The following is a 25,542-nucleotide window of genomic DNA, read 5'->3' on the forward strand; positions in this document are numbered from 1 at the left end:
AATCCACCTGTATAACTGATACATTGTGTTGTTGAACACACACAATTTTCCAATCACTCATTATGAAGAAATTCTCAATATTGCTTTCTATCGTCGCGGTGCTGACCGTGCTGATTGCGGCGAAACCAAAGCCTATCAAAATATTTATGGCCGGCGATTCCACCATGGCCGACAAACCCATAGAGGGGAATCCCGAACGCGGATGGGGAATGGTGCTTCCCTCCTATTTCAACGAAAATGTAATCGTCGAAAACCATGCCCGCAACGGACGCAGCACCCGTTCATTCATCAGGGAAGGACGCTGGGATACACTGATGAGCCGTGTAAGTACTGGCGATTACGTAATCATTGAGTTCGGACACAATGATGAAAAGGTAGATACCGATCGCGGCACTACCCTCTACGATTTCAAGGCCAACTTCAAAAAATTTATTGCCGATGTACAGGCAAAAGGAGCCACTCCGATTATCTGTACCCCGATAGAACGTCGCAAGTTTGATGCAAACGGCAAATTTGTCGATCAGCACGGGCAATATCCCGAACAAATTCGTAAGCTGGCTAAAGAAGAGAATGTGGCCTTTATTGACTTGCAGCTTACCACACGGGCACTAATCGAAAGCAAAGGCCCGGAAGAGTCGAAGAAACTCTTCCTGCACATTGCTCCGGGCGTGTACAAACTGGCTCCCAAAGGCCGGGAAGACGACACGCACATGTCGGTAGATGGCGCCATGGAGGTAGCTAAAATGGCTGTGGAAGGATTCAAAACGTTGGGTCTTAAATCGCTTACCGATAATCTTCGTCCCGAGAAAGAGGTAAAAGTAACCTTTACCCAACCTTTTAACGAATTAAAATAACGGAAATACCATCAGCAATTGTGTACTTATAAACATTGAACACAAAACAGTATTATGATAAAATCTTTTTTCCTTGCGGGACTTTGTTCTATCTCTCTCGCAGTTAGCGGTCAAAACTATACTTCAAAGGTATGGCAACCCGATTTGGGCAACGGATTGTACAAAAATCCTGTTATCTATGCCGACTATTCCGATCCTGATGTTTGCCGTGTCGGAGATGACTATTATCTGGTAGCCTCTTCGTTCGCCAATGCCCCTGCCCTGCCCATTCTTCACTCGAAAGATCTGGTCAATTGGGAGATTCTCGGGTATGCACTTGATAAGGTTCCACCGACAGAACGTTTCGATAAGATGCAACACGGAAATGGTATCTGGGCGCCCAGCATTCGTTATCACAACAACGAATTTTATATATACGTAGGCGATCCCGATGCCGGATTGTATATGACCAAAGCTAAAAATCCTGCCGGTCCGTGGGAACCGCTCACCATGGTAAAAGAAGGGAAAGGATTAATCGATTGTTGTCCACTGTGGGACGAAGACGGACGCGCCTATATGGTGCATGCCTTTGCCGGAAGCCGTGCAGGGATGAAAAGTGTGTTAGCCGTATTCGAAATGAATGCCGAAGGTACCAAAGCTATCTCCGAAGACCGGCTGGTATTCGACGGACACCCCAATCATTCTACTACCGAAGGATCCAAGTTTTACAAACGCAACGGTTACTATTACATTATGTGTCCTGCCGGTGGCGTAAAACCGGGCTGGCAACTGGCCATGCGTTCGAAAAGCGTTTACGGACCCTACGAAGAACGCATCGTAATGGCTCAGGGAAAATCGGAAATCAACGGTCCTCATCAGGGTGGTTGGGTAGATACTCCCGATGGCAAACAGGATTGGTTTATTCATTTTCAGGATTTGTATGCCTACGGCCGCGTGGTGTTGCTGGAGCCAATGAAATGGGTGAACGACTGGCCGGTAATCGGCATCGACAAAGAAGGAAAAGGCTGTGGCACTCCGGTGTCCACCTATAAAAAACCGGATGTAAGCAAAACATACCCGGCGGTCAATCCGATAGAGAGCGATGAGTTTGACGAACTAACGCTTGGTAAACAATGGCAATGGCAAGCCAACCCGAATCCGCTGTGGGCTTTCTACGCCGGCAATAAAGGTTACATGCGTCTCTTCTCATGGCAGTTGCTGGGTGAAGCTAAAAACCTGTGGGATGCACCTAACCTTTTGTTACAAAAATTTCCGGCACCCAATTTCAGCGCAACGACCAAGCTGACATTTAACCCGATGTACAAAGGGGAGAAAACCGGACTGGTGGTAATGGGAATGGACTACGCCACCATCGGCATCGAAAACGGAGAAAACGGGCTGATTTTAACCCAAAATTCTTGTCTAAAGGCCGACAAAGGAGCAGCAGAAACCAACCATGCCTCAATTGATTTGAAACAATCAACCGTTTTTCTTAAGGTCGATATCAAACAGAGTCGAAACAAAAACAAAGAGGGCATTCTGCAACCGACAGGCACCTGCACGTTCAGCTATAGTCTGGATGGAAAGAAGTTCCTACCCTTCGGAGAATCGTTCAAAGCACGTGAAGGAATGTGGATAGGCGCAAAAGTGGGACTATACTGCATCCGCCCCAAGGCTATCAACGACTCAGGATATACCGATGTGGACTGGTTCCGCATTGACAAGTAAAATTTTTATATTTCTTTTCACAAAGGCTGCTTCATCGTTTTGTATGAAGCAGCCTTTTGTTTTACCTTTACAAACAAGCAAGTTACAAATCAGATCAAATCAGGCTATTTCTTATTCTTAGCTACTTTTTGTTGGCAAAATAAACGTATATTTGGCGTCGTGCATCACCCACATCATCGTTCGTCTGCGAACTCAATACTTTTGACTATGGCAACCATTATTAAAAGCGAAGAGCGGAACTTTAGCGAGAGTCCCAACAAAATAGACGGATTCAAAATCTTTACGGAACAATCGAGAGTTATGAAGGGGGTCAATCCTAAAAATCTCAATTTTGACATCCGCTTACTACAACCCCAACAATGCTCTGCTCCTTATCATTTTCATCGTTTTTCGGAAGAGCTGTTTGTAATACTTTCAGGCTCGTGTACGCTGAGAACTCCTAATGGTTTTGATACTGTTAGCGTGGGCGACATTCTGTTTTTTGAAATGGGAGAGTCAGGCGCTCATCAGCTTTACAACCACACGGATGCTCCGTGCACATTCCTTGACATCAGAACTTATATCGGATTTGATGTGTGCGAATATCCTGATTCCAACAAACTGTTGATTGCTCCTTCATTCGAAATATTCGCCAAGGATGCAACGCTGAACTATTTTGAAGGTGAGGAGAAAATTCCTGAAAAATGGAGAAACGAATGGAAATAAAAGCTCATTTATCAAACCCGGTCACACTACACATAATCTTATAATCAATTAAATATGAAACGAACACTATTTTTCCTTTTTGTTGCAGGGATAATTTCTATCAGCAGCCTTCATGCGCAACAGTTATACGCCGGAATGGGAGGAATAAAAACGCATTTTCAGATTTATTCCGACACTACGAATCTTGAAGTAACGGATCAGATACTTATTAAACAGGCCGAAAAAAAATCTTATCTCGATGCTGTTTATCAAGCTGGATATGGCTATGGATACGAGTCGTATCATCTGGAATTTGTCACCAACAAAGCCCTGATTGTAGAGAATTTCAAAAAGAGGGCTGGGAGAGACAATGAGAAGAAAATCAAGATGATCTTCATTGATGCCAACCACAAGGAGTTAGCCACAGTGACACGACCTTTCAGCTCAACAAATTCAACTTCTTCATCACAACCAGATAATAATTGTACCTTTTACTCCATTGATCTGATCAACATACCGCTTCTTTTGCTGGATAAAACCGCAACCATCAACCTTATCGCATTGGAAGCAATCTAAAAGTCAGTCTGTATAGGCGAAATACAATTCGTAATCAAATTAAATCTGGACATTTCAACGTCCTTGATAGTTTAGACAACAAAACCTTAATGCATAAGTCGGGGCCTTCGGTTGAAGGTGGAACGCAGCATTAAGGCTTTGTCTATTTATATACCTACCTTACTCACAAAAACCGAATAAGGATCAGCAAATCAAATTCACAACAGTTTGAGAATGGAATAGGTCTGTCCCGGAACAGTAACAGTTACCGTGTTGTCCTTTTTCTGTAACTTCAACGCTTTTCCTGCCAGTACTGATGTTTTCACATATTTCAGCGGGAGATCAAAACTAGCTGTGGCTTCTTTCCCCGACGGATTCAGAATAACAAGCACGACATCTTTGTTGTTGGCACGGGCATACACAAACGGGTAGGTTTTCGACTGTGCAAACAAGGGGATAAATTCGGCATAATTAGCAAGTGCCGGTTCGGTATGTTTCAGGGCAATCAGTTTACGTGTTTTGTTTAACAAGGAATTAGGAACCTTCTCTTCGTCTGCAACATTGGGCGCATTTATTGCGGAATCCACAGGCAAATATAGCTTTTCGGATGCTGCCGTCGAAAAGCCGAGATTTTTGCCCGATGTCCATTGCATGGGCGTGCGGGCTCCGTTTCGGGGACGGTAGGCTCCTTCCACCTGCGGCCAGTCGGAAGGCATTTGCTTCATCCCTATCTCGTTACCATAATAGATAAACGGAACGCCCGGCATGGTCAATCCGAATGCATAAATAATCTCCAGATCATCATCGCTGCGCTTGTTTCCTAGACGCGCATTATCGTGATTACCGAGCGGCAGGCTGATATAGCCTTTTCCTTTGGTCGGATTATACTGAACCATGAAGTTGTCGAGAAAATGTTTGATATCGCCTTTCCCTTCCACATCAAAATAGCTGTGACCTTCGGAAACTCCGTTCAGAATACGCCAGCCTTCTTTTTGGAAAAGGTCGTTGTAGCCGTCAAACCAATGGAAGAAGTCGGCATTGAAACAACCATCAAGCGCATCGAGAGGATAGGACCATTCGGATACCGTGAAAGCATTCGGATACTCATTTTTCAGCATCGCCCGCACCTCTTTCCAGAACTTTTTAGTGGCATCTTCATGCGTATTGAAAAACTGCTGATTACCCTGAATATTCGCGGTTTTGGCCAGTGCGCCCGCCATGTCGGCACGAAAACCGTCGGCACCGAGCGACATCCAGAAACGCACTACATTCTTCATCTCTTCGCGCATCGACATCACATCGGGATGGTCGGTCGGCAACTGCCATTTACAGGCAGTATCGGGCAATGCAAACCCATAATTGAGAGCCGGTTCACAATAGTAGAAATTCCGCATATACTGACCGTTGCGAGTGCCATATCCCTTTACAAACGAATCGAGATACCTGCGCGGAGGATTTGTCCAGATATTGTCCGTCCAGATATACCAATTTGAATAGCGGTTTTTCTGTTGCTGAGCGGAGGCGTTAAACCACGGATGATCCATAGACGTGTAGCTTGCCACAAAATCGAACAAGACATGAAGCCCTCTTTTATGAGCTTCTGCAAACAAAGTTTTGGCATCGTCGTTGGTGCCGTAACGGGGTGCTACCTTATAGTAGTCTGAAATATCGTATCCGGCATCACAAAACGGAGATTCAAAAAAAGGATTGAGCCAAATAGCATCCACGCCAAGACTTTTGATATAATCCAATTTTTGGGTAATTCCTTTGAGATCGCCTATGCCATCGCCATCAGAATCGTAGAATGTTTGAGGATAAATTTGGTAAAATACGGCATTTTTAGCCCAATCAGGACAATCGGGAATTGTGTAATTACCCGTTATTCTATTTGCTTCCTGCGTCTGACTTTCGACACGTTGAAATGAAAGCAGAGCAAGCAAAATAAAGAACACGATATGAAGACCGTTATTTTTCATGAGTAAAAGGTTAAAGTTATAACTGTAAGGAAGTTTCAAAGATACGATAACTTTAATAGCTGACCAATAAAAAAGCACTTTACTTCTCTGTGGCTTTGGCATTAAACCACACAAAAGCAAAGTGCTTCTATTTTCAATCATATTCCCGGGAGCATCCCGCTACCAGTAGAAAACCAGTATTTCCAGAGGCTATTTATCGGCGCTGACGTACGAAGAAACCTGGTCGGCAGGACCGCCAACATATTTCGGATAGTTGGGATAGGAACACAACAAATAACCCGCACCTTGTTGTTTCGGGCTGATCCGGCCTTTTGTATCGACCATCAGCGTTTTTGCCGGAGCCTGTCTCTTTTCCACCCAGTTGACCAGCATATCCATATTATCATCACCGTTGGGAGACGGGATATTTTTCACATCCACAGGCTTGCCTTCACCGTTCATCTTATAGCTGCGTCCCGACAAACCATGACCGGCTTGAGGCACAACGTACATACGAGCAAACTTGTCAATTGTAGGACGACCCATTTTGTCAAGCAGCGACTGGTAATAGTCAAGTTGAGCACCCGGCGATGCAATATTATCCATTGTGCCGATGGTAAGAATCATTTTTCCACCGTTTTTATAGAAAGCCGAAAGATCTGGATTGGTAGAATCAAGCCATTCAGAGAGCAATTTGCGACGATCATTCCATTTACCACCTTCAACATAATCGAGCGGGTTGGCCTTAATATCCTGCATAAGGAATCCTGTCACACCCAGTGTACCCATAAAATTGTGGATTTGTGCGTTTTCAGCAGCGCCCTCCTGTCCTTTGTAACGACGGCCGTCAATCATTCCAAAACCATCAGGTTCAATCGTGGGAAGCCACATGCCAAAGCTTTTTACGCCGTTGGCCAAAGGAGTCGCAAACTTATAGTTACTGTACACAAACTCCATCGTTTTGATCTGTTCATTGGTAAGTTTTGCCGATGTCGATTTATCCGACGGATCGGGATCAGTATTGTTCGGAGCACGCAATGCTGCCCAGGGATCTTTCGGGCCAATACCATCGTTTACGTTGAAAATAGCACGGGCAGCCATGTAGTTATTGATAATACCGTCGGAAAGGCCGTCAAGTTTGTCGCATTGACGCAAGAATTCGGCACGGATGGTGCTCACCTTGGCAGGAGTAACCCAGTTTTTTGCAGGTATTTCCCGAATACGAATCAGTTCGGGAGCCAACATCAGGCTCGAGAAATTGACAATAGGCACATTTGCAATAATGCCGTTATAATCTTTCGGATAACGTTGCGCAACGGTCAGAGCTTCGAGGCCTCCGTGCGAAGTTCCTACGTAGTAGTTGTAAGCAGGACGTTTCCCGTACAATCTTTGCATAATCACCATGGCTGCATCATGCGTTTTTTTCATCTGCATGTATCCCATGTTTTTGATCGCCTCATCATTCATCGCCCACTCATCGCCCGAAGTAGGTCCCGAAGCCAATGGTTTTTGCTGCGGTCCGCCGAAGCCCATGCCGCCGGCCTGGTGTCCGGAATCGCTTCCATAAAGCGCAAAGCCTTTATTGATCAATGGATTTCTACCTTCTCTTACCGTAATGGTTCCGTTCATACCTCCACCACCGGCTTGCATAGCATGTTGTGTCCAACTGGCCGGAAGGAGTACGCGGAAGTTAATCGGCCAGCCTTGTGGGTCGACAGGGAAGATGGAGCCTTCAACTACAGCATAAGCCGGAGTAGTTTCTGTTGCTTCAATCCAGCGCGGTTCATACAACTTTACTGATCCTACCGGCTCTCCTATCTGTGAAGGAGCAATGGAGGTACCGACTTTTGTCAAATCGGCCTTTGTGATGGAAATAGTCTTGTTCTGAGCAAAAGCCATATTTCCAATCAAAAGAAACGATACAAGAATAATACTACCTATTTTTCTCATGTTTTTAAGATTAATACCGAATGAAAGCCGCATGATAAAATTTCATCCTTTATACATACAAAAACGAATCATGCTCGTTCGCATTGATAATCAGATATCAACGCACAAACTATTTATTTACTTAATATATCAAAATTAGACCAATTGCAAATATACAATTTTACCCTAATTTTTTGGAAGGTATTTAAACACGATAACAGGACAGCATATTACCTGCCGTCCTGTTAAGAACAATATCCAATCACGAATAACCCTTCTACTTTTGAATCTTAAGTTGCAGAATATTGACCGAATAAGGAGCCAGTTTCTGCGAGAACGTGGTACCGATTCCCTTGATAGCAAATGTAGCCGGCACAATCTTTTTTGGTTCGCTGATAGTATTGGTATCTTCGGGCTTTGCACCTTTAATCACCACTATCGTCGCTTTCTTGTCCACTTTAGCCAACCCTTTCAGATTGATTTCCACCGGCTGTATCTTACCGGAAGCATTCACTACTTTCAGATAGATCATTCCGGTTTTATCGTCCTGCGTAGCCGAATAGAAGATCACCGGAACCGGAGCCGGTTTGGTACCGTTAATGCTGTCTCTCTTAGACAACGGAGGATTCTGAGTAGGAATATTAATCGCCGTTGCAGGTACTATTTTATTCCCCAAATATTCGCCAAACGCTTTCTGAACATAATAAGAAGGAGAACCGAAAGCTGTGAGAGCGTTGTAACCGATCAGGTCGGAATCCCATTGCCATGCTTTAGGAGCAGTTGATGTAGCAGTATTCACGTTGACAAAAAGCGGGGCATAGCACGACATGATAATAAGATCGGAATTGCGTTCCATACCTGTCATCCAGGCCGCATCACCCAACGCAGCATGAAGGTTGGTAGTGGGAGCTCCTTCGCGGGTAGCCCATTCGCCTACAAAAACCTTCGAACTTTTACGGTCGTATTTATCGTATTGAGAAGCATTGGCAAACATCTCCCACGAATTACGGTAGTAGTGTTCGTCCATCACATCCGGCTTTTTACCCGTCACTTTCAGATCGGGGTTCTGTGTATCGGTAATGGTTGAAATACAGGTCAGTTGCGGGTATTTTTTTTCAATCGCTTCGCGGAACTGTTTGAAACGGCCGTCGTAGCTGTTGGTACGGTCGAACCAATCTTCGTTACCAATCTCCACATAAGTGAGTTTGAATGGCTCGGGATGTCCGTCTGCGGCACGTTTTGCACCCCAGTAAGTCGATTTATCTCCGGTAACGTATTCTATTTCATCCAAAGCATCCTCCACGTACGGTTTGAGGAGCGGCCCTGCATCCACGTGGTCGCCATTGAGAGAATAACCGGCATATACTCCCAAAACAGGTTCTGCGCCGATTTCCTCACACCACATCAGAAATTCGTAAAGCCCCATCCCGTCGGTCGGACGATACCCCCAGGAACCTTTATGTCCCGGACGATTATCAATAGGTCCTAATGTTGTTTTCCAGGGAAACGCGTTCGCAAAATCGGGGCCTTCGAGGAAATTACCTCCCGGGAAACGCAGAAATTTCGGCTTCATATCCACCATCATCTGAGTCAGATCGATACGGTTACCATTCGGACGGTTATTATAGGTTGGCGGAAATAGCGATACTAAATTGAAGTAGTAGAGACCCGTGCGATCGGTTGAGATCACAAAGCGGGCATCGGTGGTAGGTTCTACATTGGCAGCGGTAGTCAATGTCACCTCATATTTTTTCCAGAAAGTGCTTTTTTCAAGCGTAATGGTTCCCGTTGCGTACACCGTTTTGCCATCATTGCTCTCAATAGTAACGGTTATCGGACCTGCGGTATTATTTTCGATAACGGGAGCTGGAGTGGCATTTTGCGGTCTTGCGGGCATACCCGGGCGACGTGGAAACTGCATGCTACCGGTACCTTTCATGTAAAACGAAGCTTTGTAAGTAGTCGACGGTTTTACCGGAATACCCCAGTAGCCTTCGTTGGCAACCCCTACCCGACTACCGCCTTTGGCTACGGTAAGTCGCAGGCAAGTGGTAAGCGCGGAGTTAATAGAGTGTCGTCTCTCGTCGAAAGGGACATTATCGGGATCAGCTGCAATCAATTTGATGGAGGCTCGGGAAGCTGTATCCTGTTGAACCAAACTCCATCCTTCCGGTTTGGTTTTATTGTCTTTGAAAATGCGGTTACGAATCAGTTCGGCATATAAACCACCGTCGTATGAGTGGTTGATCTCTTCGGTCATCAGGCCGTAAAGCATCGGACTTACATTGGCGCCGGGCTGCGTAAAATCCAGTGTTAATTTGGCTTTCTGAGCCGAAACAATGGGACAAAGCAACAACATTGCTCCCACTGCGATAGAACAAAGAAAATGCTTGTTCAGAGTCGTTTTTTTCATGGAGATATGGGTTTAACAGATAATAGAATCGAAACGGAAAAATAAAAAACAAAAGTTTAGACTACAAATGGGATAATCGGTTTAAAAACGGAACCAATTTTTATCAGATTGAACGGAAACGAACCATGTATATTTAACTAAAATCACTTTAGACAACAGATCATTTAACTCCCTAACTAAATCTCGAAACAATAAAAACAACCGGTTTTTACTTTATAACAAACAAAAACATGAAAAATCTTAATTATATTTGATCATTAATTTAATCTGGTACCATCCAACATTCTATGCAACGATTTTCTCTCTATATCCGCATCCGTTTTCTGCAGTACCATTTGTTCGGGCTTGGGCTATTGTTTGCCCTAACAAAAAAGAGATGGTTTTTCGAACGCAAAATAGCGGTTGGAGTTCTTTTGTTGACATTTATCAATCTGGTAACAACAGACAATAAGAGCATTGCACAGAACGGGAAACAAAATAAAATCAACAAGAACGATTCTATCCCGCATTTTTCTCCGGCGGACAACAGCCCGATACCAGATGCCACACCCGTCGATCCGCCTTCCTCAAAACAACCTGTTAACGAAGAGAGAAATCCGGACGTATTTTGTTATGTAATTGAAGAAATGCCTACGTTCCCCGGAGGTGACATTGCAGAATATCTTGCTAAGAACGTTGTCTATCCCCCAAAAGCAATTGAGCAAAAGCAGGAGGGAAGAGTGATTATTCAAATGACCATCGATTCAACCGGATATGTGATCAACCCCAGAGTTATGCGGGGTGTTTGTGCCGAACTGGACAGCGAAGCTTTACGGGTAGTAAAAGCCATGCCGTGCTGGATTCCGGGAAGAGCCCGTAATAAAGCGATCGGAATGCATTACATGCTACCCATCAACTTTCGAATAAATTCGCAGAAGAAATGAGACGACTCCCCTTTCATAACCTTGTCTGTTGTTTGCTAATTTCGCTGTTTGCGACAAGCTGCATCCATTTTCATCACGACAATGAAGATCAGGAGCCGGCTACACAACCTAATAGCAACCAACCTTCTAAGAGCACTATCCGTGAATACCATAACGATCCCTATTCGGATGTTTACACGGTCTGTGAAGAGATGCCTCAATTTCGTGATGGCGATGTTTCCGAATACCTGAAACAACACATCCGTTACCCTGCCGCTGCCGTCGAGCAAGGCATACAGGGAAGAGTTATCGTTCAGTTTATCGTGAATCGTTTCGGAAAAGTAATTGACCCGCAGGTAGTTCGGGGAGTAGACCCCTCACTGAACGAGGAAGCGCTTCGCGTAGTCCGCAATATGCCCAGGTGGAAGCCGGGACGACAACGAAATCAGGCGGTCAATGTAAAGTATACACTTCCTATACCATTCTGGCTCAAATGAAAAAAGAATTCCAACAATATTACGCACCTTCAAACAGGCACCTTATAGCAACAGTTGTCCTGATTCTGTCCATATCGATACCGGTCGTGCTTTGTGGCCAAAATCAGTCGAACAGTAAGCATCCGGTTAAGAACATCCTTAAAGCTCAAAAGCAGCCGCAATCCTCCGACACGCTCTGTTACCTGCTCCGGTGTAAGGTAACTGATAAATCGGATGCGTGGATCGATAAAGACATGCTTGAAAAACAAGATAGCGTTCAGATTACAACGTTAAACGGCATCCAGACTGAAATCGACCGAAAAAAGGCATTAGTAATTAAACACCAGAAACAATATAAAACAGAGGACAATTGGATTGGAGGTTTGGTTGTTGAAGAGATGCCCAGTTTTCCTGAAGGTGATGTTTCTAAATACATCCTCAAACACCTTATTTATCCACACAAAGCACTGAAAGATAAAGTCCAGGGAAGAGTCATTGTACAGTTCTGGGTTAACAAAGACGGTTCAATTGGAGAAGTCGAGGTTGTAAGAGGCCACACTCCCGAGCTGAACGACGAAGCAGTAAGAGTGGTGGAATCGATGCCCAAGTGGAAACCGGCCAGACAACGCAATCAGCCAGTTCGGTGCAAATATACTTTGCCTGTAAATTTCAGGCTACCAGAAGAAAGCGTGGAACTCATTTGTCCGGTTATGCCGATACCCGAATTTCCCGGTAATATCAGTGAATATCTTCAAAAGAATGTAAACTATCCCAAAAAGGCACTTAAAAAAGGCATTGAAGGAAGAGTTATTGTACAAATGGTGATTGAAAAAGACGGTTCTGTTATTGATGTTCAAGTTATCCGAGGAGTTAATCGCGATTTAGATGCCGAAGCTCTTCGTGTTGTTAAAGCAATGCCCCACTGGATTCCCGCAAAAGAAAATAACCAGCCAATCCGATGCAAATATACTTTGCCTGTAAATTTCATTTTACCCAAACCGGCTCAACCATGAAGACACTTTTATTTTGTTCTTTAATGATTTTGTCTCTAATGTTCTTTGGGTGTAAACCGAAACATAGCCCTGAATCCAAGTCCGAAATTGGAAGACAAACACACAATAAGATCGGCACATTAAACAACATCGATGCGGTAGAACTATCCCCCGTATTTCCTGAAGGTGATGTTGATGCTTATATACAACAACATATTCATTATCCTTCCATTGCCCGCGAAAGAAAAAAAGAAGGAAGGGTGATCGTACAATTTGTAATAAACAGAGATGGATCCATTTGTAACGTAGAGGTTATAAGAGGAGGTATCCCGGAGCTTAACGAAGAAGCTATCCGTGTCGTAAAATCGATGCCAAAATGGAAACCCGCATTCCTCATAAATACTCCGGTTAGGTGCAGGTATGTTCTTGCTATTACCTTCAAATTACCACCGACACCTGTAACTTTTCGATGTCCAGCAGAAACAAAATGAAAAAACTCACTCTCCATACCCGCATTCGTTTTCTAAAATACCAGTCGTTCGGATTTGGCGTTTTATTTGCCCTAACCAAACAGAGATGGTTTTTCGAACGGAAGATCGCAACTGGTATTGTATTGCTTTCGCTAATGAATTTACTAAACAGCTGTCATAACCCACAATCAAACAATCAAATAAATATACCAGATAGCATTAAGCCATCGAAAATCGCCAATCAACATAACACTTTGAATAATGAGGAAGGCATCATACCATCAAAAAAAAATAATCAACCGGCAAGTCTCAAATACCAGGCTTCAGGCAAAAAGCCCTCTGTGAATTATACCTGTTACCTGATTATTGAACCAATGCCGGAATTTCCGGGAGGATACGACTCTCTTCAGTCATTTATTGCAAGAAACCTTCAATATCCTCGTACTGCTCAGGAAAACGGAATACAAGGACGAGTCGTTGTTCAATTTACGATTGATACAGACGGATCTATTACGAATGTACATGTTATCCGAAGTGTAGATCCAGCTCTGGATAATGAAGCAATACGGGTTGTAAAAACCATGCCAAAATGGAAACCTGGAACCAATAAAAATAAACCTGTAGCCGTTCAATACACATGTCCGTTCAACTTTAATTTGAAATGAAAAAATTCACCCTAAATACCCGCATTCGTTTTCTAAAATGCCAGTCGTTCGGATTTGGCGTTTTATATGCTCTGACCAGACAGAAATGGTTTTTCGAACGAAAAATTTCAGCCGGAATTATATTATTGTCGCTGATGAATTTATTGGCTACCCACCATGCATTTTCAAAGAACCAATATAACATTACCAAAAGAGGAAACAAATCAACTAATTCCATAAAACAGCTCAATGACACAACTATCAATCAACCCATTATAACGGCTACTTGTTACGAAGTATATACACCGATCGAAGAGATGCCTGAATATCCCGGAGGAAATGATTCATTGCGACTGTTTATTCGCAACAACACACAATATCCAGCAAATGCAGTAAAACAAAAAATCGAAGGTCGGGTCATTGTTCAATTTACTGTCAATACTGACGGATCGATTTCGGAAGTCATTATTGTAAGAAGCATCGATCCCGAACTGGATGCCGAAGCCATACGGCTTATTCATGCAATGCCAAAATGGGAACCTGCAAAACAACAGAATCAGCCTGTCCAATGCAGATTTACATTGCCTATTAATTTCACTTTACCCAAGGGAACAAAATGAAACTCTCGCTCTACGCCATCACCTTCGAATCTTATTCGGCCTGCAACCTGCGGTGCGTCTATTGCTACAATACATGGAAGCGACCAGGAGGCGAGGATCCGTTTCGTTATTCGCACAAGCAGGCTTTGAAAACACTAAAAGAGCTTTACAAACAAGCTGACATCAAACAACTGTCGATTACCGGAGGTGAACCTCTACTCAACGAATTTGTAGCAGAGCTCATCTTGACGGCTAAGCTGAAAGGCTCCAACGTTTCCATCATTAGCAATGGCAACGGAGCACAAGACGGTAATTACCGCTTATACAAAGAACTGGGAGTCGATCTCTTTTTGATGCCACTACATTCCGCCCGTCCCGAAGTACACGATGCCATGACACAGACTCCGGGTTCCTGGCAAAAGAGTCTGAATTCCATCAAAAGCTGTACGGAGCTGGGTATTTACGTGGTGCCCATGATGGTGCTAACCCGTTTCAATATTGCGCATGCAGAAGAGACGCTTCGGTTTTACCATCAAAACGGACTGACCCGCATCATGGTGAACCGGTATAATATCGGTGGAGCCGGCATTCAGGACCAGCATCTTTCTCCCTCAAAAGAAGAGTTGCAGCAAACCTTTTCAAAGCTGGATAAAGTAGCAGAAGAGCTACAACTGACGGTATCGTCGAATGTTTGCACCCCGTTTTGCGTACTCAATCCCGACGATTATCCTCACATTGCTTTCGGAGCATGCAGTCCCGACCCGCTTTCGCGCCCACTCACAGTTGATGCAACGGGAAATGTACGCACCTGCAACCACTCGCCCATCGTGGCGGGAAATATTTTCAAACAAAATCTTGCTGAAATCCTGTTCGATTCACCGTACATCAACTCCTGGAGCGAAATTGTGCCCGACTATTGCATCTCCTGCAACATCTACTACAAATGTCGTGGAGGTTGTCGTGCCGCTTCCGAGCAACTCGGGCTGTCGCTACACCATGTCGATCCATTGGTTACCCTATAAAAAGATCACCAATTTTTAACAGGGAAGAGATGGAAACATTGACTCTTATCTATAAATTTGTGTTTTCCATAAAACAATAATCTTCAAACACATTGTTTATGCACCTACAGAATCAACATCTTTTATCGGAACCGGGCAAATGGTTAACACAATCGGAATTTACGGATGCTGACGGTCGGATATCCAAAGCCTCGGGCGAGACCCTGATTTCTATCAATGGTAGCGAACTCAAAAACAACAGCTGGATAGATCTTAATGGACGAAAACTTTCGAACGACTACACCATTACACAAATCAATGAACGGTTGTACAAATACGTCTCGAAGAATCCTGCCTTAGGCCTGCAAAAAGGAACTTTCAATATCGACCGGAACCGTATCTATTCGAAATTTGTCATCGAAAATACCGCTTTCAATGGCTTTGAAGTGATTGTGCGCCGGGGAAACTGTTGCTATAGCGAAGGTGCGTTATACGATGGAGATGTGCTGGTCAACATCTGGACTTGCGTAATGGAAAAAGCCTGAAACTGATGACCATTCAATATACCTCTTTCGCCTATACCGAATCCTATTGCCGGGCTGTTGATGTAGTGGCCCGTGAAAGGCAATACCTTGGTGCGACCGAAGGTTTTCCCCTCGATGCTTCGTTCTCCTTTGCCAAAACCATCATTGAGAATAATCTGGCACAATACTTTGCCATCGACAACAATCAGGTGGTGGGTTGGTGCGACATCATCCCCAAGAGCTACGAAGGATTGGGTCATGTCGGGGTATTGGGCATGGGTGTTATCTCTGAATACAGAGGAAAAGGGTTGGGAACATTGTTACTACAAAAAACAATCGAACACGCCCGCAACATCAATCATCTTGAAAAAGTTGAGCTGGACGTATTCGAATCAAATAGTTCTGCCATTGCCCGATACCGGAAGTTCGGGTTCGAGGTGGAAGGCAAAAGAGAAAATGGAAGAAAACTGGACGATGTCTACGACAATATACTGTTAATGAGAAAATTTATTTGAGCATGTTTTTTATTCTTCGCACACTTCACACGTCTTTTTTGCAATAATCTTTTCAACCACACGAATAATTCCTTCGGTACATTCTTCTACGCCAAGAATATCCGTACGCACGGAAAGATCGTATTTTGTTGCATCCATCCATATCTGACCGGTAAACTGATGCACATATTCCGACCTCTTTTTGTCGCTTTCCTGAATCATTTTCTGAGCCCGTGTTTCGGACACACTGCAATCTTCACACAGCCGTTGAATACGAAATGGTGTGCAGGCATGAAGAAAAAGGCTAATATGGTTGGGATGGTTACGCAGAATAAATGAACCGCAACGCCCCATTATTACTGCTGAGCGTTCGGTTGCCAAACGTTCGATCACTTCTTTCTCGGCCAGAAATAGCTCTTTATCGGTGGGAGGCAATGGCTGATGCTCTATCCGGTCGGGAGTGCGGGTAATCGATTGCAGGAAAGTCTGCCAGGCTGTGATGATCTTTTCGTCACGGTGCGCAATATCTCTTTCATGCAAAGATAGTTTCTGAGCCGTCTGGGAAATTATATCGCGATCGGCATACGAAATGCCGAAATGGTTTGCAAGTGCTTCGCCGATATAAGCTCCTCCGCACCCGAGCTGACGGCTGATGGTGATGATTAAAGGCATGTTCTGTGACATAATCAATTCCTCCTTAGTTTAAGCCCTGATTTTTTCGCAAAAGATACACATAAATCAGTCTGATTTGCAACTATTTTGCGTTAAAACATTTCCGCACTTTCATGTAAAGCCCGCAATTCCGGCAGAACTAGTCCTTAGCACAATTACAACCATATTTTTTCACACCAAACAAGACCGTTACCTTGAGCCCCACATAAAGAATATTCAACCGGTTAGAGCTGATGTTATTCAACAAATAACCATTGACAGCCGGAGTAAATCCTCCTGTTGTCGAGGTGTTGGCAAAAAGGGACGTTGGCTTATCTATCCCGGCTACAGGAGCAAATCCATAGTCGCAAATCATCGACAACCGGATTTTAGGCTTGTTCTTTATCGAATATTCTTCCGCATTTCTACCGAACGTATAACCGGCTTCTACCGAACCTGAAAAGATAGCATGCAAACGCAACGAACTGTTTACCGATCGTGTTTCGGTAAACAATCCATGATTGATCATGTTGCTCAATATTCCTGTGTTATTGTAGCCGATCAGATTTTCGTAATAAGCGGTCGAAGTGACTGTGGTGGTAGCCCGGCTTTGCCCGCCCAGATTGAGCATGGCCTTACCGCCTGCTGCAAAATAGAGTCCATTGGGCGACTCGTAACCGATCATTAACGGGATTCCCACATTCAGAATTTGCTGCATGTCGTGTGTATTCTGAAACGCAAAATGGCCATCGTACAAATTATTTTCCGTATCTAACATCGGAACAATCAACAAAGTATCTTTCCGGTTCATTCTTGAAGTCAGACAGGACAGTTCCAACCCTGTTTGCAGCAGCATATTATTCACAAAGTGCATCTCAAAACCAGCTCCGACGGCCCCACCTGCATTTCCAACAGCATTCGTAGCAGGAGCGTCGTTACTGATGCGGCTATATCCACCAGAGCCCCAAATCAGAAAATTATTCGTATTGACATTGGATTGAGCAGCGACATTCAAAGCATAGCATACCGACAGCACAATGACTACCGGCAATATCGTCAGGCGTAAGATTTCTCTTTTAATCATCATTTTACAATCAATAATTGTTTTTTGGTCTCGCCCTTGCTATTTGTAAGCACAAGCACATACGTACCTGCACTGTCAGGTGCACGCATGATGTTTTCTCCCTGATTCAATGCCTGCTGATTGATCTTCAACCCTGAGATATTGAGCAACACCCCTGAGCCCTGCCCGTCCATTTTTATGGTCACCGGACTTCTTCTCGACAACAAAGTCGGATATACCAACACATCGGTATGCAGGGTAGGTTGAAATGAACAGGTGAATAGCGAAACACCGTCAACGGCTCTGGTTACTTTCACCTGATATTGAGCATTTGTATCCAGTTGTCCGTTCTCAATATAAAGGTAAGCTTCGACAGCACCATCTATGGCCTGACCATTTTTATACCATTGGAAGCCTGAAAAGTCATACCCGCCATTGTAACTACTATTGAGCAATGCCAGTACGTCGTTCCATTTTTGCAGAATAATCGACGAGGAATAATTTATCGTAAAACTCACCGGCTGTTTCTTAGTCACCAGACTATTCTCAAAGACCACGGAGGCATTATAGGTATCAGGCGTCACGCCGGATGGCAATGGCACATCGATATAACCGTTGGCCGACTGTTTCAAAATATCAACAAAGCCGGCTTGTTGAGCTTTACTGTCAAACACCACAGAATGATAATCGACAGTGCCATAAGCAACATCGTAGCTTAAAGTAAAATTCTTATCGTTGGCACAAATCTGTGGTGAAGCTTTCATTGTGGCTGAAAAATCGGGCGATACCGTCAGTTTCAATGTCACAATACTGTCGCATCCGCCCAGAACACTAACAAGAGTTTGCTGATAATCTCCGGTAGCACTGTATTTCTTTCCATTCCACACATAGGGCAACTCATTCGTATAAACCGTAACCGCTTTTTCTCCTGTTAGCGGAGAATTAAGCACCTTCACGGTTGCTGTATCGGTAGCATCACAACCATCGGCACTTACATGGACAATATATTGACCTGTCTGGCTAAGAGATGCATTGGGCATCAGATAAGAAGGAGTTGTATTGGAAGGCGAAGTGACAATTCTGCCTCCCAGTCCATCCGGCACATTCCATGAATAGAGAACAGACGCCGGATCAACCGTTCGGGAAACAGTGAAAGAGGGAGTCAGATTAATCGTATTCCCCTGACATACATACACCGTTCTGGGATCGAATTTAGCCTGCGAAGAAGAGTATTCCGAGAAATATCCGAACCGGCAACCGGAACCCGACGTACCGTTGATAATACCCACGTGAAATTTATTGGTGCTATTGGCAAGCGTAACGGTTGCCTTTTCAGGAATTTGCGCTGTAGTGAATGATTTTCTGGCATACAAATATTTTCCGCCTGTTCCCGGAACACTACTGAAATCGGAAGCGGTAAGTGTGGCACCTGCACCACTGGAAGTTGATATCGTAAAATGACTTTCTCCTCCGGCTTCAACCAACACCGTAAGGTAATAATTATCAGAAGTTGACCGGGCCAGAGTCACTTCGCGTGAGCCGGTACACGACAATTGAGCCAACACGGCAAAGTCTGTCTCGCATCCGAAACCACTCAATTGCAGCACACTGATATTTTTATTGGCCTTTATGTAACAGGCGTCTTCGGAGAGTGTCATATTATACCGGTATATTTCTCCCACATTCGTGATTGTCGTCGTTTTTACACCGTTAATATAGACATCCGTATTGGGTTGTGTTGCCATCACAAAGACCTGATCTCCATAAGATGAACTTATCCCCACGCCAAAATTGCCCCTTACGGCGATATACTCCTGACCCAACAAACTCAAAGGAATAATCTGGTCTCCGCCTTCGTTATAGCAGGTACCTCCTATTGCTCCGCCATACATCGAGTCGTCACAAATGGTAATAGCTACAGGCTTGTCGGAAGTAACGCGGCTTCCTCCAAGATGATTTGCTGCCGCCTGAGAAGTTGCCACGGCAGCATACGTCTGTCCTTTGTTCAAGGTGATAGTAAATGAGACTCCGGCCGCATGACCTGAGATAGCATTTTTAGGAGTTATTGTCACCTTAGTATTATCCAAGGTAGCAACAATGTGAAATGAATTATATGGCTTAGGGTTGACTGTAGTAACATTGTCCAACAGGTTTTGCCCCGGAATAAGGAAAGATGTGCCCAGCGCATTTTCACCTTTCAGCGCGTAAATAGCCGGATTATGTAAGCCATTTTCTTCATAATAAACGGAGATGTATTGATCGGAGGTAATCAACAATCCTTTATTGTTCATGCTATTATCCGGGGCATCCTCTATCAGGCCGAGAAATGTCGTCAGATCACAAGAGCTTAAAGAATTATGGGGAATAGTCAATGTTATCGGAGTAAATCCGGTCGGATTTGCCGGTTGCGAAATAGTTACTTTAGCGTCGACCGAATTACCATTGACAAGGCGGAACAATATGGGGCTTTCTTCGTGTCCCGAAGAGAGGTCGGGCGCTACAAACCAGAATGTTTTACTTGTTTGTGCCTGCACACAATTGGAAACACAGATAAAACATTGCACTAATACAAATGCAAGAATAAAGGAGGTACGCTTTTTGACCATCTATTTGTGCTTTAATGGCTCCCTGCATCCTGACGTGTTTTTGCAATTATGACAGCTTTAAACAATACGAAAACTGCAATGACATTGCAATATATTGGCTCTTTTAGATTTAGGGTAACTTTACTTCACAAAGATAGAAAGATACCCAGAGACTACGAAAATTTATCTGCTTTATTTTATCTGTAGTCGGATCATAGATCCTCAAACTCTTTTGCGGCAACGGATTGTAATTAACAATCAGCACTAGCTAAATCCGACGGAACGGGGGTTCGGCGTAGGCTCCGTCGTTGTTAAAAGGAAAGCTCTTGCTTTCCAAATACCTATCAAATGTAGCGATATCTCTTTCAAACAAAAAAGCAACAGCTAATTAGGCCATCGCTTTTCGGTCTTTTGCAAGGCAGGAGCCTTGCTTTCATGTTCGACGTAGGCAGAGCCATACGCCGAGCCCCGATCAGCTTTACACGCTACGGTGAACCAAAGCTCTCTAACTTCATTTCGGTTCTCCGCTAGCACGGGTCGGGAGACCCGCACCAGCGGAGAAGATCCTTATTATCTATTTTTCGTTTTTTTCCAACAACAATGTGATTGCTAATCGTGGGTTTTTTATCGTACTTGAGGAAATATGATTCGCATTATCTATCGCACTTGATATTATTTGTTTTACGACATATCCAGCAGGAATTTGGGTTTCATCATATCCACTTACTTTAAAATCTTGAAATATAGTTATTACTCTCTGATTCATAATATTTCATTTACATTTATTTATTTAAATCATCATACTTTTGTGTCACTCAAGAACTAATGACATCCTCGGTAATCGCTGGTACATTCACATCTATTTCCAGATCTTCTTAACGCTTGCTCCTTTACTGGCTGAGAAAAAGATGGTGGCGTTGGACCAGACGAACCATATGTAGAGGTTTTTGCATGACATGTTTGGCATAATACCATAGCATTTTCTATTCCATTTCCTCCATCACGTCTTTTGTGATGAACTTCCAAATTTGACGTACGTGTACAACGTGGCATAATACATGAATTTTAATTTTACCTACTCTATTAAAGCTTTTCGGTTAACGCATATATTTTCATTGAGACTCTCACCTCCTGCTGTCGCACGATTGAATCGTGTGGCTATGCCTTTCTGTTCCGTCGGATTTGCAAATCCGACGGAACGGGAGGCTAATATTGGACTTTCAATAGTTTGGCAGCGCCTACTAGTTTTGCGCCATTGAGCTGTCCATAATACTCGTACATGATGTAACAATTTCGTTTGGCTTTATCCACCAAAACACTACCGGTTGATACATCCGAAAAAACAGGTTTGGGTTCGGCTGCTTGTATCAATCTGGCCGGATAGGGATTTTTGATATATGTATTCTTGACTTCCCCGTTACCATCAATTGAAAAAAGAAAATAATCTGATCCCCTCTGCGCAATGGCGGTAAATTCCTCGTCGCGAGAGTCGAGTTGGGTAAGAGATATTGGTTTTTGGTTGCCATTTTCCATAGGCAAAACGTCAATGCATTTTATGGGTTTGAAAACAGAATCAAGAAGGGTGTAGCACAAAGCCCTATCCACAGTATATGATTTCCCCGGAGGCTCAACATTGACATTGTCAGTACGTTTGGTTTCCACCAAGAAATACTTTCCTACTTTATGTATGGCCTGCGGGGTAATTAAATAATTCCGTATATTACCTGCCGCTTTACGATCAGGGAGGGCATAGTCCGTGGTATATTTAATATCTACATTGCCGTCTTTGTTGATGGTGAAATATTGATAGTCGCAGCTAAAAATCGATTTACCATAATCGTTTGCAAAGCTTAACTGCTGATCATTGTCTTCTATCACCAGAATGGGATTAATTATATTTCGATGAAATTTTCCATCACCAAAAGTAAATTTACACTGGTATTTTAGGTTGCCTTGGGTGTCAGTGTAGATCAGGTCATATTTATCTTCGGGGTAAATATCTTTTTTATCCTTGCCGTCTTTGTTGTACCCAAAGATTGAAATGTATCCTTTCAGGTTTAATTGCCGGTCATAAACCGGTTTGTTGACAACCCTAAGTTCGCGGGGAGCTTCAAAACTGTAGGTTATTTTAGTCACTGCGTTTGTTTTCAGGTCACAATTTACAAAAATATAAGTCGATTTGTTTTTACGGTTGAACAACCATAAAAAACCCTTGCTTCTGTTATAATCTAATTGGTTTTCAGCAATTTCATACGTGATTTCCGGCGTTTCGGATTTTATGCACACCAGATTCGTATCTTTTTTTTCGCTGATAAAACCGTTTAACGGATTATAATTGTATTTTACTGTGGTGAGGGTTATCCAGGGTTGCAAATTCTTCATTCCCAGCAAACCCGATCCATACAATCCTGCGTTATATAAGCAGGCAATTTCTTTTCCATTGACCGAAGCATATTTCATCGCTTCTGTCATTGTGTTCACAGATTTAATGGGCAACCATTCGCCCGAGGGTTTATCCAAATCAACAATGCCCGACATACGGCTATAATAGACCGTCTTTCCCTCGGGCACCTGAGATATGTTATGAAACACCATGGTTTTTTCGTTCGTTTGTTTCAACTTGTTTATTGCAATCTCCTTTTCCAAAACAATGGGAATATTGTAATCCGATTTCATACCCGGCGAGGCACTTCCGGTAAGCAATCTGCCAAAAAAACTTTTTTTCTTGTCACTGGCCTTTGCCTGTGCCATCTCTTCGGGACTTGAAATTCCCAATGACGCACCAATATTACTTGCAGCATAGAGGTAAATTGCCGATTTGTCAGCGTTGAAGTTCCATGTCATAAGATTACAACCCCCGTTGTACCCAATGTATGGAAAGGTTATAGAAAGCGTATCTACCACTGTCTGACTAAATGCTGCCGAGCAATGAATGATTAGCAACACAATTAAAATTTTTGCAGTTTTCATTTATTTAGGTTCTCCGGTTATTCTTTGGTATACACTGTCGTTTCTCCGTCATCGGTATAATCACCATCGTTATTATTGTCGGTTTTCAGGGTCATTTTAGATCCCGAAACTTCATATACCGATTTGACATTCTGGGACTGTCCGGTTTGCGAAAACAAAGAGGTAAAAACACTACTTCCTTCCTTATACATAACGATAGAACCGGTTGGATAACCTGTAACATCAAAGGTAGAAACACCAATTTCCGTCACTTTCATATTCAAGGCATTGCCACTCACGGTCATCGATCCGTTCAGTTTCATATAATCAATATACTTCCCGGTTGACGGATCACGAAGTTGAAGCAAGTCGCTAAAACCACTTTGAGTAAACGTAAATTTATCTTTACATTGAATCGAATTACCGCTTTCGGACACAGTGACAACCGCACTCCATGTGCCCATATAATCGGCACTAACTTCGTCATCTTTACTGCACGACGACAACATGATTACAGGCACTGCAATCATCAATAAGGCTTTACACCATCTTTTCATTTCAAACTTTCTCATCTTAAAATTCCTCCTGCTTTTAATCTTTAACTTTATAATAATCAATATTGCAAACGATCAAAATCGTCGTTTTCCTCTACACCGATAGAAGTAAAACTTTTGATATAGTTATTCAACTCTCTTTCTATGGCAGCTATATTTTTCCCTTCTGCCTGTGGCCTGAGGGATACAGTTGACTGCTCATCCTGTTTACAGAAATGGCTTACCGAGCCATAGTAGATTTTATTCGGATTTCGCGATTTCAACTGAAGAACGCGTGCCCTGATCTTATACGGAAACCCGACAATCGGCTCTTCAAACTCTTTTACAATCAACCATTCTTCGTATATCATAAATGTTTTGTTTTATTTATATCCGGGCTGGGCAGATACAGAGACATGTTCTTAAATCTTCTACCTCTTCTTATCTATTTCAACACATGTGATGCCAATACCTTATGAACATCGTAAACATTGACAGACTTATTGAATTGTTTGGTAATACTTGGTAGTTGTTCGCTCGAAATCCAAATTTTCAACTCCGCATCTAAATCAAATGTTCCTGCCGTCTCGATACTGAATCGTGATATGCTCTTATATACAATTGATTTATATTCAATTTTATTACCGGTAATTCCTTGCTTATCAATAAGAATAAGCCGTTTGGTTGTAAAAATAAAAAGATCACGAATCAATTTGAAGCCCAATTCTATTTCTTCTCCTTCAACGAGAAGTCTTCCATACTCTTTCTTCAACTCTTCCTGACTTACAGCTCCGGCATTACCGATTAATGAAGAAAATAATCCCATATTATTTTGATTTTAGGTTTAAGAATCTTCAAAAAAATTCCATGAGACAAGAAATTCCAAAGTCATGCTCACTTCAGGCTTAATACAGTTGCAAGCACAACGATCTATACTCTGCGAATTTCGAAAAGCAATAATTATCCTATAAGAAGTTGGTTAGGCAGGCGTCACAGAAAACCGGCGTATAAGCCGAAAACAGACTAAAAAGAGAGTCCTTTTCTGTGTTAATTTAGGGTATCAAATTTGAAACTATTTTTTTATAACACAAAATAAAACTATTTAATTTTATCATTTTTAACCAACATCGGTATTAAATCAGCAGAATCAACACACAGCTTAAGCTGAAAATCGGCCAACAATCTGCGCAGAGTACAGCAATAAATTCTACCTTTGTACCATCAGGTTCAAACTGGCATCATTGATTACTCACTTTAATAACCCACATACTATGTTTGTACTGATTCTCAAATATGTAGCTTCTATCGAAAAGATAGATGAACTGATACCCGCGCACCGGCAGTTTCTTGACAAATATTATCTTCGCAACAAGTTTATCTGTTCGGGAGCACAGGTTCCGCGCACGGGAGGCATCATACTGTGCAATGCTAACGACAAAGAAGAGGTGAAACAGATAATTGCCGAAGATCCGTTTTATATCTTCAAAGTTGCGAAATACGACATCTTAGAATTCATCCCATCAAAGTATGCTCCCGATTTCGAATCGTTTATATAAATCACA

24 protein-coding genes are annotated in these 25,542 nt (G+C 43.1%); 14 read left to right on the forward strand and 10 right to left on the reverse strand.

Features of this window, described 5'->3' with window-relative positions:
- Positions 1–62: 62 nt before the first annotated feature.
- From PJIAN_RS14035 to PJIAN_RS14050, 4 genes are all read left to right on the forward strand, one after another.
- The gene (locus tag PJIAN_RS14035) at positions 63–854 is read left to right on the forward strand and encodes a rhamnogalacturonan acetylesterase (RefSeq protein ID WP_068706142.1); all 792 of its coding nucleotides are present in this window, start codon (positions 63–65) and stop codon (positions 852–854) included.
- Positions 855–908: 54 nt separating this feature from the next.
- On the forward strand, positions 909–2,561 hold the full coding sequence (locus PJIAN_RS14040; RefSeq protein WP_068706144.1) for a glycoside hydrolase family 43 protein: 1,653 nt from the start codon (positions 909–911) through the stop codon (positions 2,559–2,561).
- Between the two features lie 207 nt (positions 2,562–2,768).
- On the forward strand, positions 2,769–3,266 hold the full coding sequence (locus tag PJIAN_RS14045) for a cupin domain-containing protein (protein WP_068706146.1): 498 nt from the start codon (positions 2,769–2,771) through the stop codon (positions 3,264–3,266).
- 54 nt (positions 3,267–3,320) lie between these two features.
- Complete coding sequence (locus PJIAN_RS14050) at positions 3,321–3,821, forward strand: hypothetical protein (RefSeq protein WP_068706148.1); 501 nt, start codon at positions 3,321–3,323, stop codon at positions 3,819–3,821.
- Positions 3,822–4,018: 197 nt separating this feature from the next.
- On the opposite strand, the gene PJIAN_RS14055 is transcribed toward PJIAN_RS14050, so the two are convergent.
- From PJIAN_RS14055 to PJIAN_RS14065, 3 genes are all read right to left on the reverse strand, one after another.
- Positions 4,019–5,776 (reverse strand): alpha-amylase family glycosyl hydrolase, encoded by a 1,758-nt coding sequence (locus PJIAN_RS14055; RefSeq protein ID WP_172795621.1) that lies wholly within the window; start codon positions 5,774–5,776, stop codon positions 4,019–4,021.
- Between the two features lie 189 nt (positions 5,777–5,965).
- The gene (locus tag PJIAN_RS14060; protein WP_068706501.1) at positions 5,966–7,705 is read right to left on the reverse strand and encodes a tannase/feruloyl esterase family alpha/beta hydrolase; all 1,740 of its coding nucleotides are present in this window, start codon (positions 7,703–7,705) and stop codon (positions 5,966–5,968) included.
- A 256-nt stretch (positions 7,706–7,961) separates the two neighbouring features.
- Positions 7,962–10,097: an alpha-L-arabinofuranosidase family protein gene (locus PJIAN_RS14065; protein ID WP_068706152.1), complete on the reverse strand. Its 2,136-nt coding sequence runs from the start codon at positions 10,095–10,097 to the stop codon at positions 7,962–7,964.
- Between the two features lie 287 nt (positions 10,098–10,384).
- Here PJIAN_RS14065 and PJIAN_RS14070 point away from each other — a divergent pair, with 287 nt between their 5' ends.
- The 9 genes from PJIAN_RS14070 to PJIAN_RS14110 all read left to right on the forward strand — a co-directional run bounded on the left by PJIAN_RS14070 (position 10,385) and on the right by PJIAN_RS14110 (position 16,220).
- On the forward strand, positions 10,385–11,020 hold the full coding sequence (locus tag PJIAN_RS14070; protein WP_068706154.1) for an energy transducer TonB: 636 nt from the start codon (positions 10,385–10,387) through the stop codon (positions 11,018–11,020).
- Positions 11,017–11,496: an energy transducer TonB gene (locus tag PJIAN_RS14075; protein ID WP_068706156.1), complete on the forward strand. Its 480-nt coding sequence runs from the start codon at positions 11,017–11,019 to the stop codon at positions 11,494–11,496. Before PJIAN_RS14070 ends, PJIAN_RS14075 begins: the two co-directional genes overlap by 4 nt.
- Entirely contained in the window at positions 11,493–12,488 is a 996-nt protein-coding gene (locus tag PJIAN_RS14080; RefSeq protein WP_068706158.1) for an energy transducer TonB, read from the forward strand. The genes PJIAN_RS14075 and PJIAN_RS14080 overlap by 4 nt, the downstream gene beginning before the upstream one ends.
- A complete protein-coding gene (locus tag PJIAN_RS14085; RefSeq protein ID WP_068706160.1) occupies positions 12,485–12,958 on the forward strand; it encodes an energy transducer TonB in 474 nt (157 codons plus the stop codon). The genes PJIAN_RS14080 and PJIAN_RS14085 overlap by 4 nt, the downstream gene beginning before the upstream one ends.
- On the forward strand, positions 12,955–13,602 hold the full coding sequence (locus tag PJIAN_RS14090) for an energy transducer TonB (RefSeq protein ID WP_068706164.1): 648 nt from the start codon (positions 12,955–12,957) through the stop codon (positions 13,600–13,602). The genes PJIAN_RS14085 and PJIAN_RS14090 overlap by 4 nt, the downstream gene beginning before the upstream one ends.
- On the forward strand, positions 13,599–14,201 hold the full coding sequence (locus tag PJIAN_RS14095) for an energy transducer TonB (RefSeq protein WP_068706166.1): 603 nt from the start codon (positions 13,599–13,601) through the stop codon (positions 14,199–14,201). Before PJIAN_RS14090 ends, PJIAN_RS14095 begins: the two co-directional genes overlap by 4 nt.
- Positions 14,198–15,202: a radical SAM/SPASM domain-containing protein gene (locus PJIAN_RS14100; RefSeq protein ID WP_068706168.1), complete on the forward strand. Its 1,005-nt coding sequence runs from the start codon at positions 14,198–14,200 to the stop codon at positions 15,200–15,202. The genes PJIAN_RS14095 and PJIAN_RS14100 overlap by 4 nt, the downstream gene beginning before the upstream one ends.
- Before the next feature lie 98 nt (positions 15,203–15,300).
- Positions 15,301–15,726 carry a hypothetical protein gene (locus PJIAN_RS14105; protein WP_068706170.1) on the forward strand — a complete coding sequence of 142 codons (426 nt, stop codon included), beginning with the start codon at positions 15,301–15,303 and terminating at the stop codon, positions 15,724–15,726.
- 5 nt (positions 15,727–15,731) lie between these two features.
- On the forward strand, positions 15,732–16,220 hold the full coding sequence (locus PJIAN_RS14110) for a GNAT family N-acetyltransferase (protein WP_068706172.1): 489 nt from the start codon (positions 15,732–15,734) through the stop codon (positions 16,218–16,220).
- 9 nt (positions 16,221–16,229) lie between these two features.
- Here the strand turns inward: PJIAN_RS14110 and PJIAN_RS14115 are convergent, their stop codons facing one another.
- The 7 genes from PJIAN_RS14115 to PJIAN_RS14150 form a co-directional block, all read right to left on the reverse strand.
- Entirely contained in the window at positions 16,230–16,883 is a 654-nt protein-coding gene (locus PJIAN_RS14115; protein WP_068706174.1) for a cytidylate kinase-like family protein, read from the reverse strand.
- Positions 16,884–17,010: 127 nt separating this feature from the next.
- Positions 17,011–17,937, reverse strand: a complete 927-nt coding sequence (locus tag PJIAN_RS14120) for an outer membrane beta-barrel protein (RefSeq protein ID WP_068706176.1) — start codon at positions 17,935–17,937, stop codon at positions 17,011–17,013.
- Complete coding sequence (locus PJIAN_RS14125) at positions 17,934–20,519, reverse strand: IgGFc-binding protein (RefSeq protein ID WP_153802582.1); 2,586 nt, start codon at positions 20,517–20,519, stop codon at positions 17,934–17,936. The genes PJIAN_RS14120 and PJIAN_RS14125 overlap by 4 nt, the downstream gene beginning before the upstream one ends.
- A gap of 1,185 nt (positions 20,520–21,704) precedes the next feature.
- Positions 21,705–23,468, reverse strand: coding sequence for a hypothetical protein (locus PJIAN_RS14135; protein WP_153802583.1), 1,764 nt, complete (start codon positions 23,466–23,468; stop codon positions 21,705–21,707).
- 17 nt (positions 23,469–23,485) lie between these two features.
- Positions 23,486–24,019, reverse strand: a complete 534-nt coding sequence (locus tag PJIAN_RS14140; protein ID WP_153802584.1) for a hypothetical protein — start codon at positions 24,017–24,019, stop codon at positions 23,486–23,488.
- A gap of 41 nt (positions 24,020–24,060) precedes the next feature.
- The gene (locus tag PJIAN_RS14145; protein ID WP_068706187.1) at positions 24,061–24,351 is read right to left on the reverse strand and encodes a hypothetical protein; all 291 of its coding nucleotides are present in this window, start codon (positions 24,349–24,351) and stop codon (positions 24,061–24,063) included.
- A 74-nt stretch (positions 24,352–24,425) separates the two neighbouring features.
- Positions 24,426–24,806: a PH domain-containing protein gene (locus PJIAN_RS14150; protein ID WP_068706189.1), complete on the reverse strand. Its 381-nt coding sequence runs from the start codon at positions 24,804–24,806 to the stop codon at positions 24,426–24,428.
- A 445-nt stretch (positions 24,807–25,251) separates the two neighbouring features.
- Between PJIAN_RS14150 and PJIAN_RS14155 the strand changes: the two genes are divergently transcribed.
- A complete protein-coding gene (locus PJIAN_RS14155) occupies positions 25,252–25,536 on the forward strand; it encodes a YciI family protein (RefSeq protein ID WP_068706191.1) in 285 nt (94 codons plus the stop codon).
- Positions 25,537–25,542: the final 6 nt, after the last annotated feature.

It is taken from the genome of Paludibacter jiangxiensis (assembly GCF_001618385.1).
GTDB lineage: Bacteria > Bacteroidota > Bacteroidia > Bacteroidales > Paludibacteraceae > Microbacter > Microbacter jiangxiensis.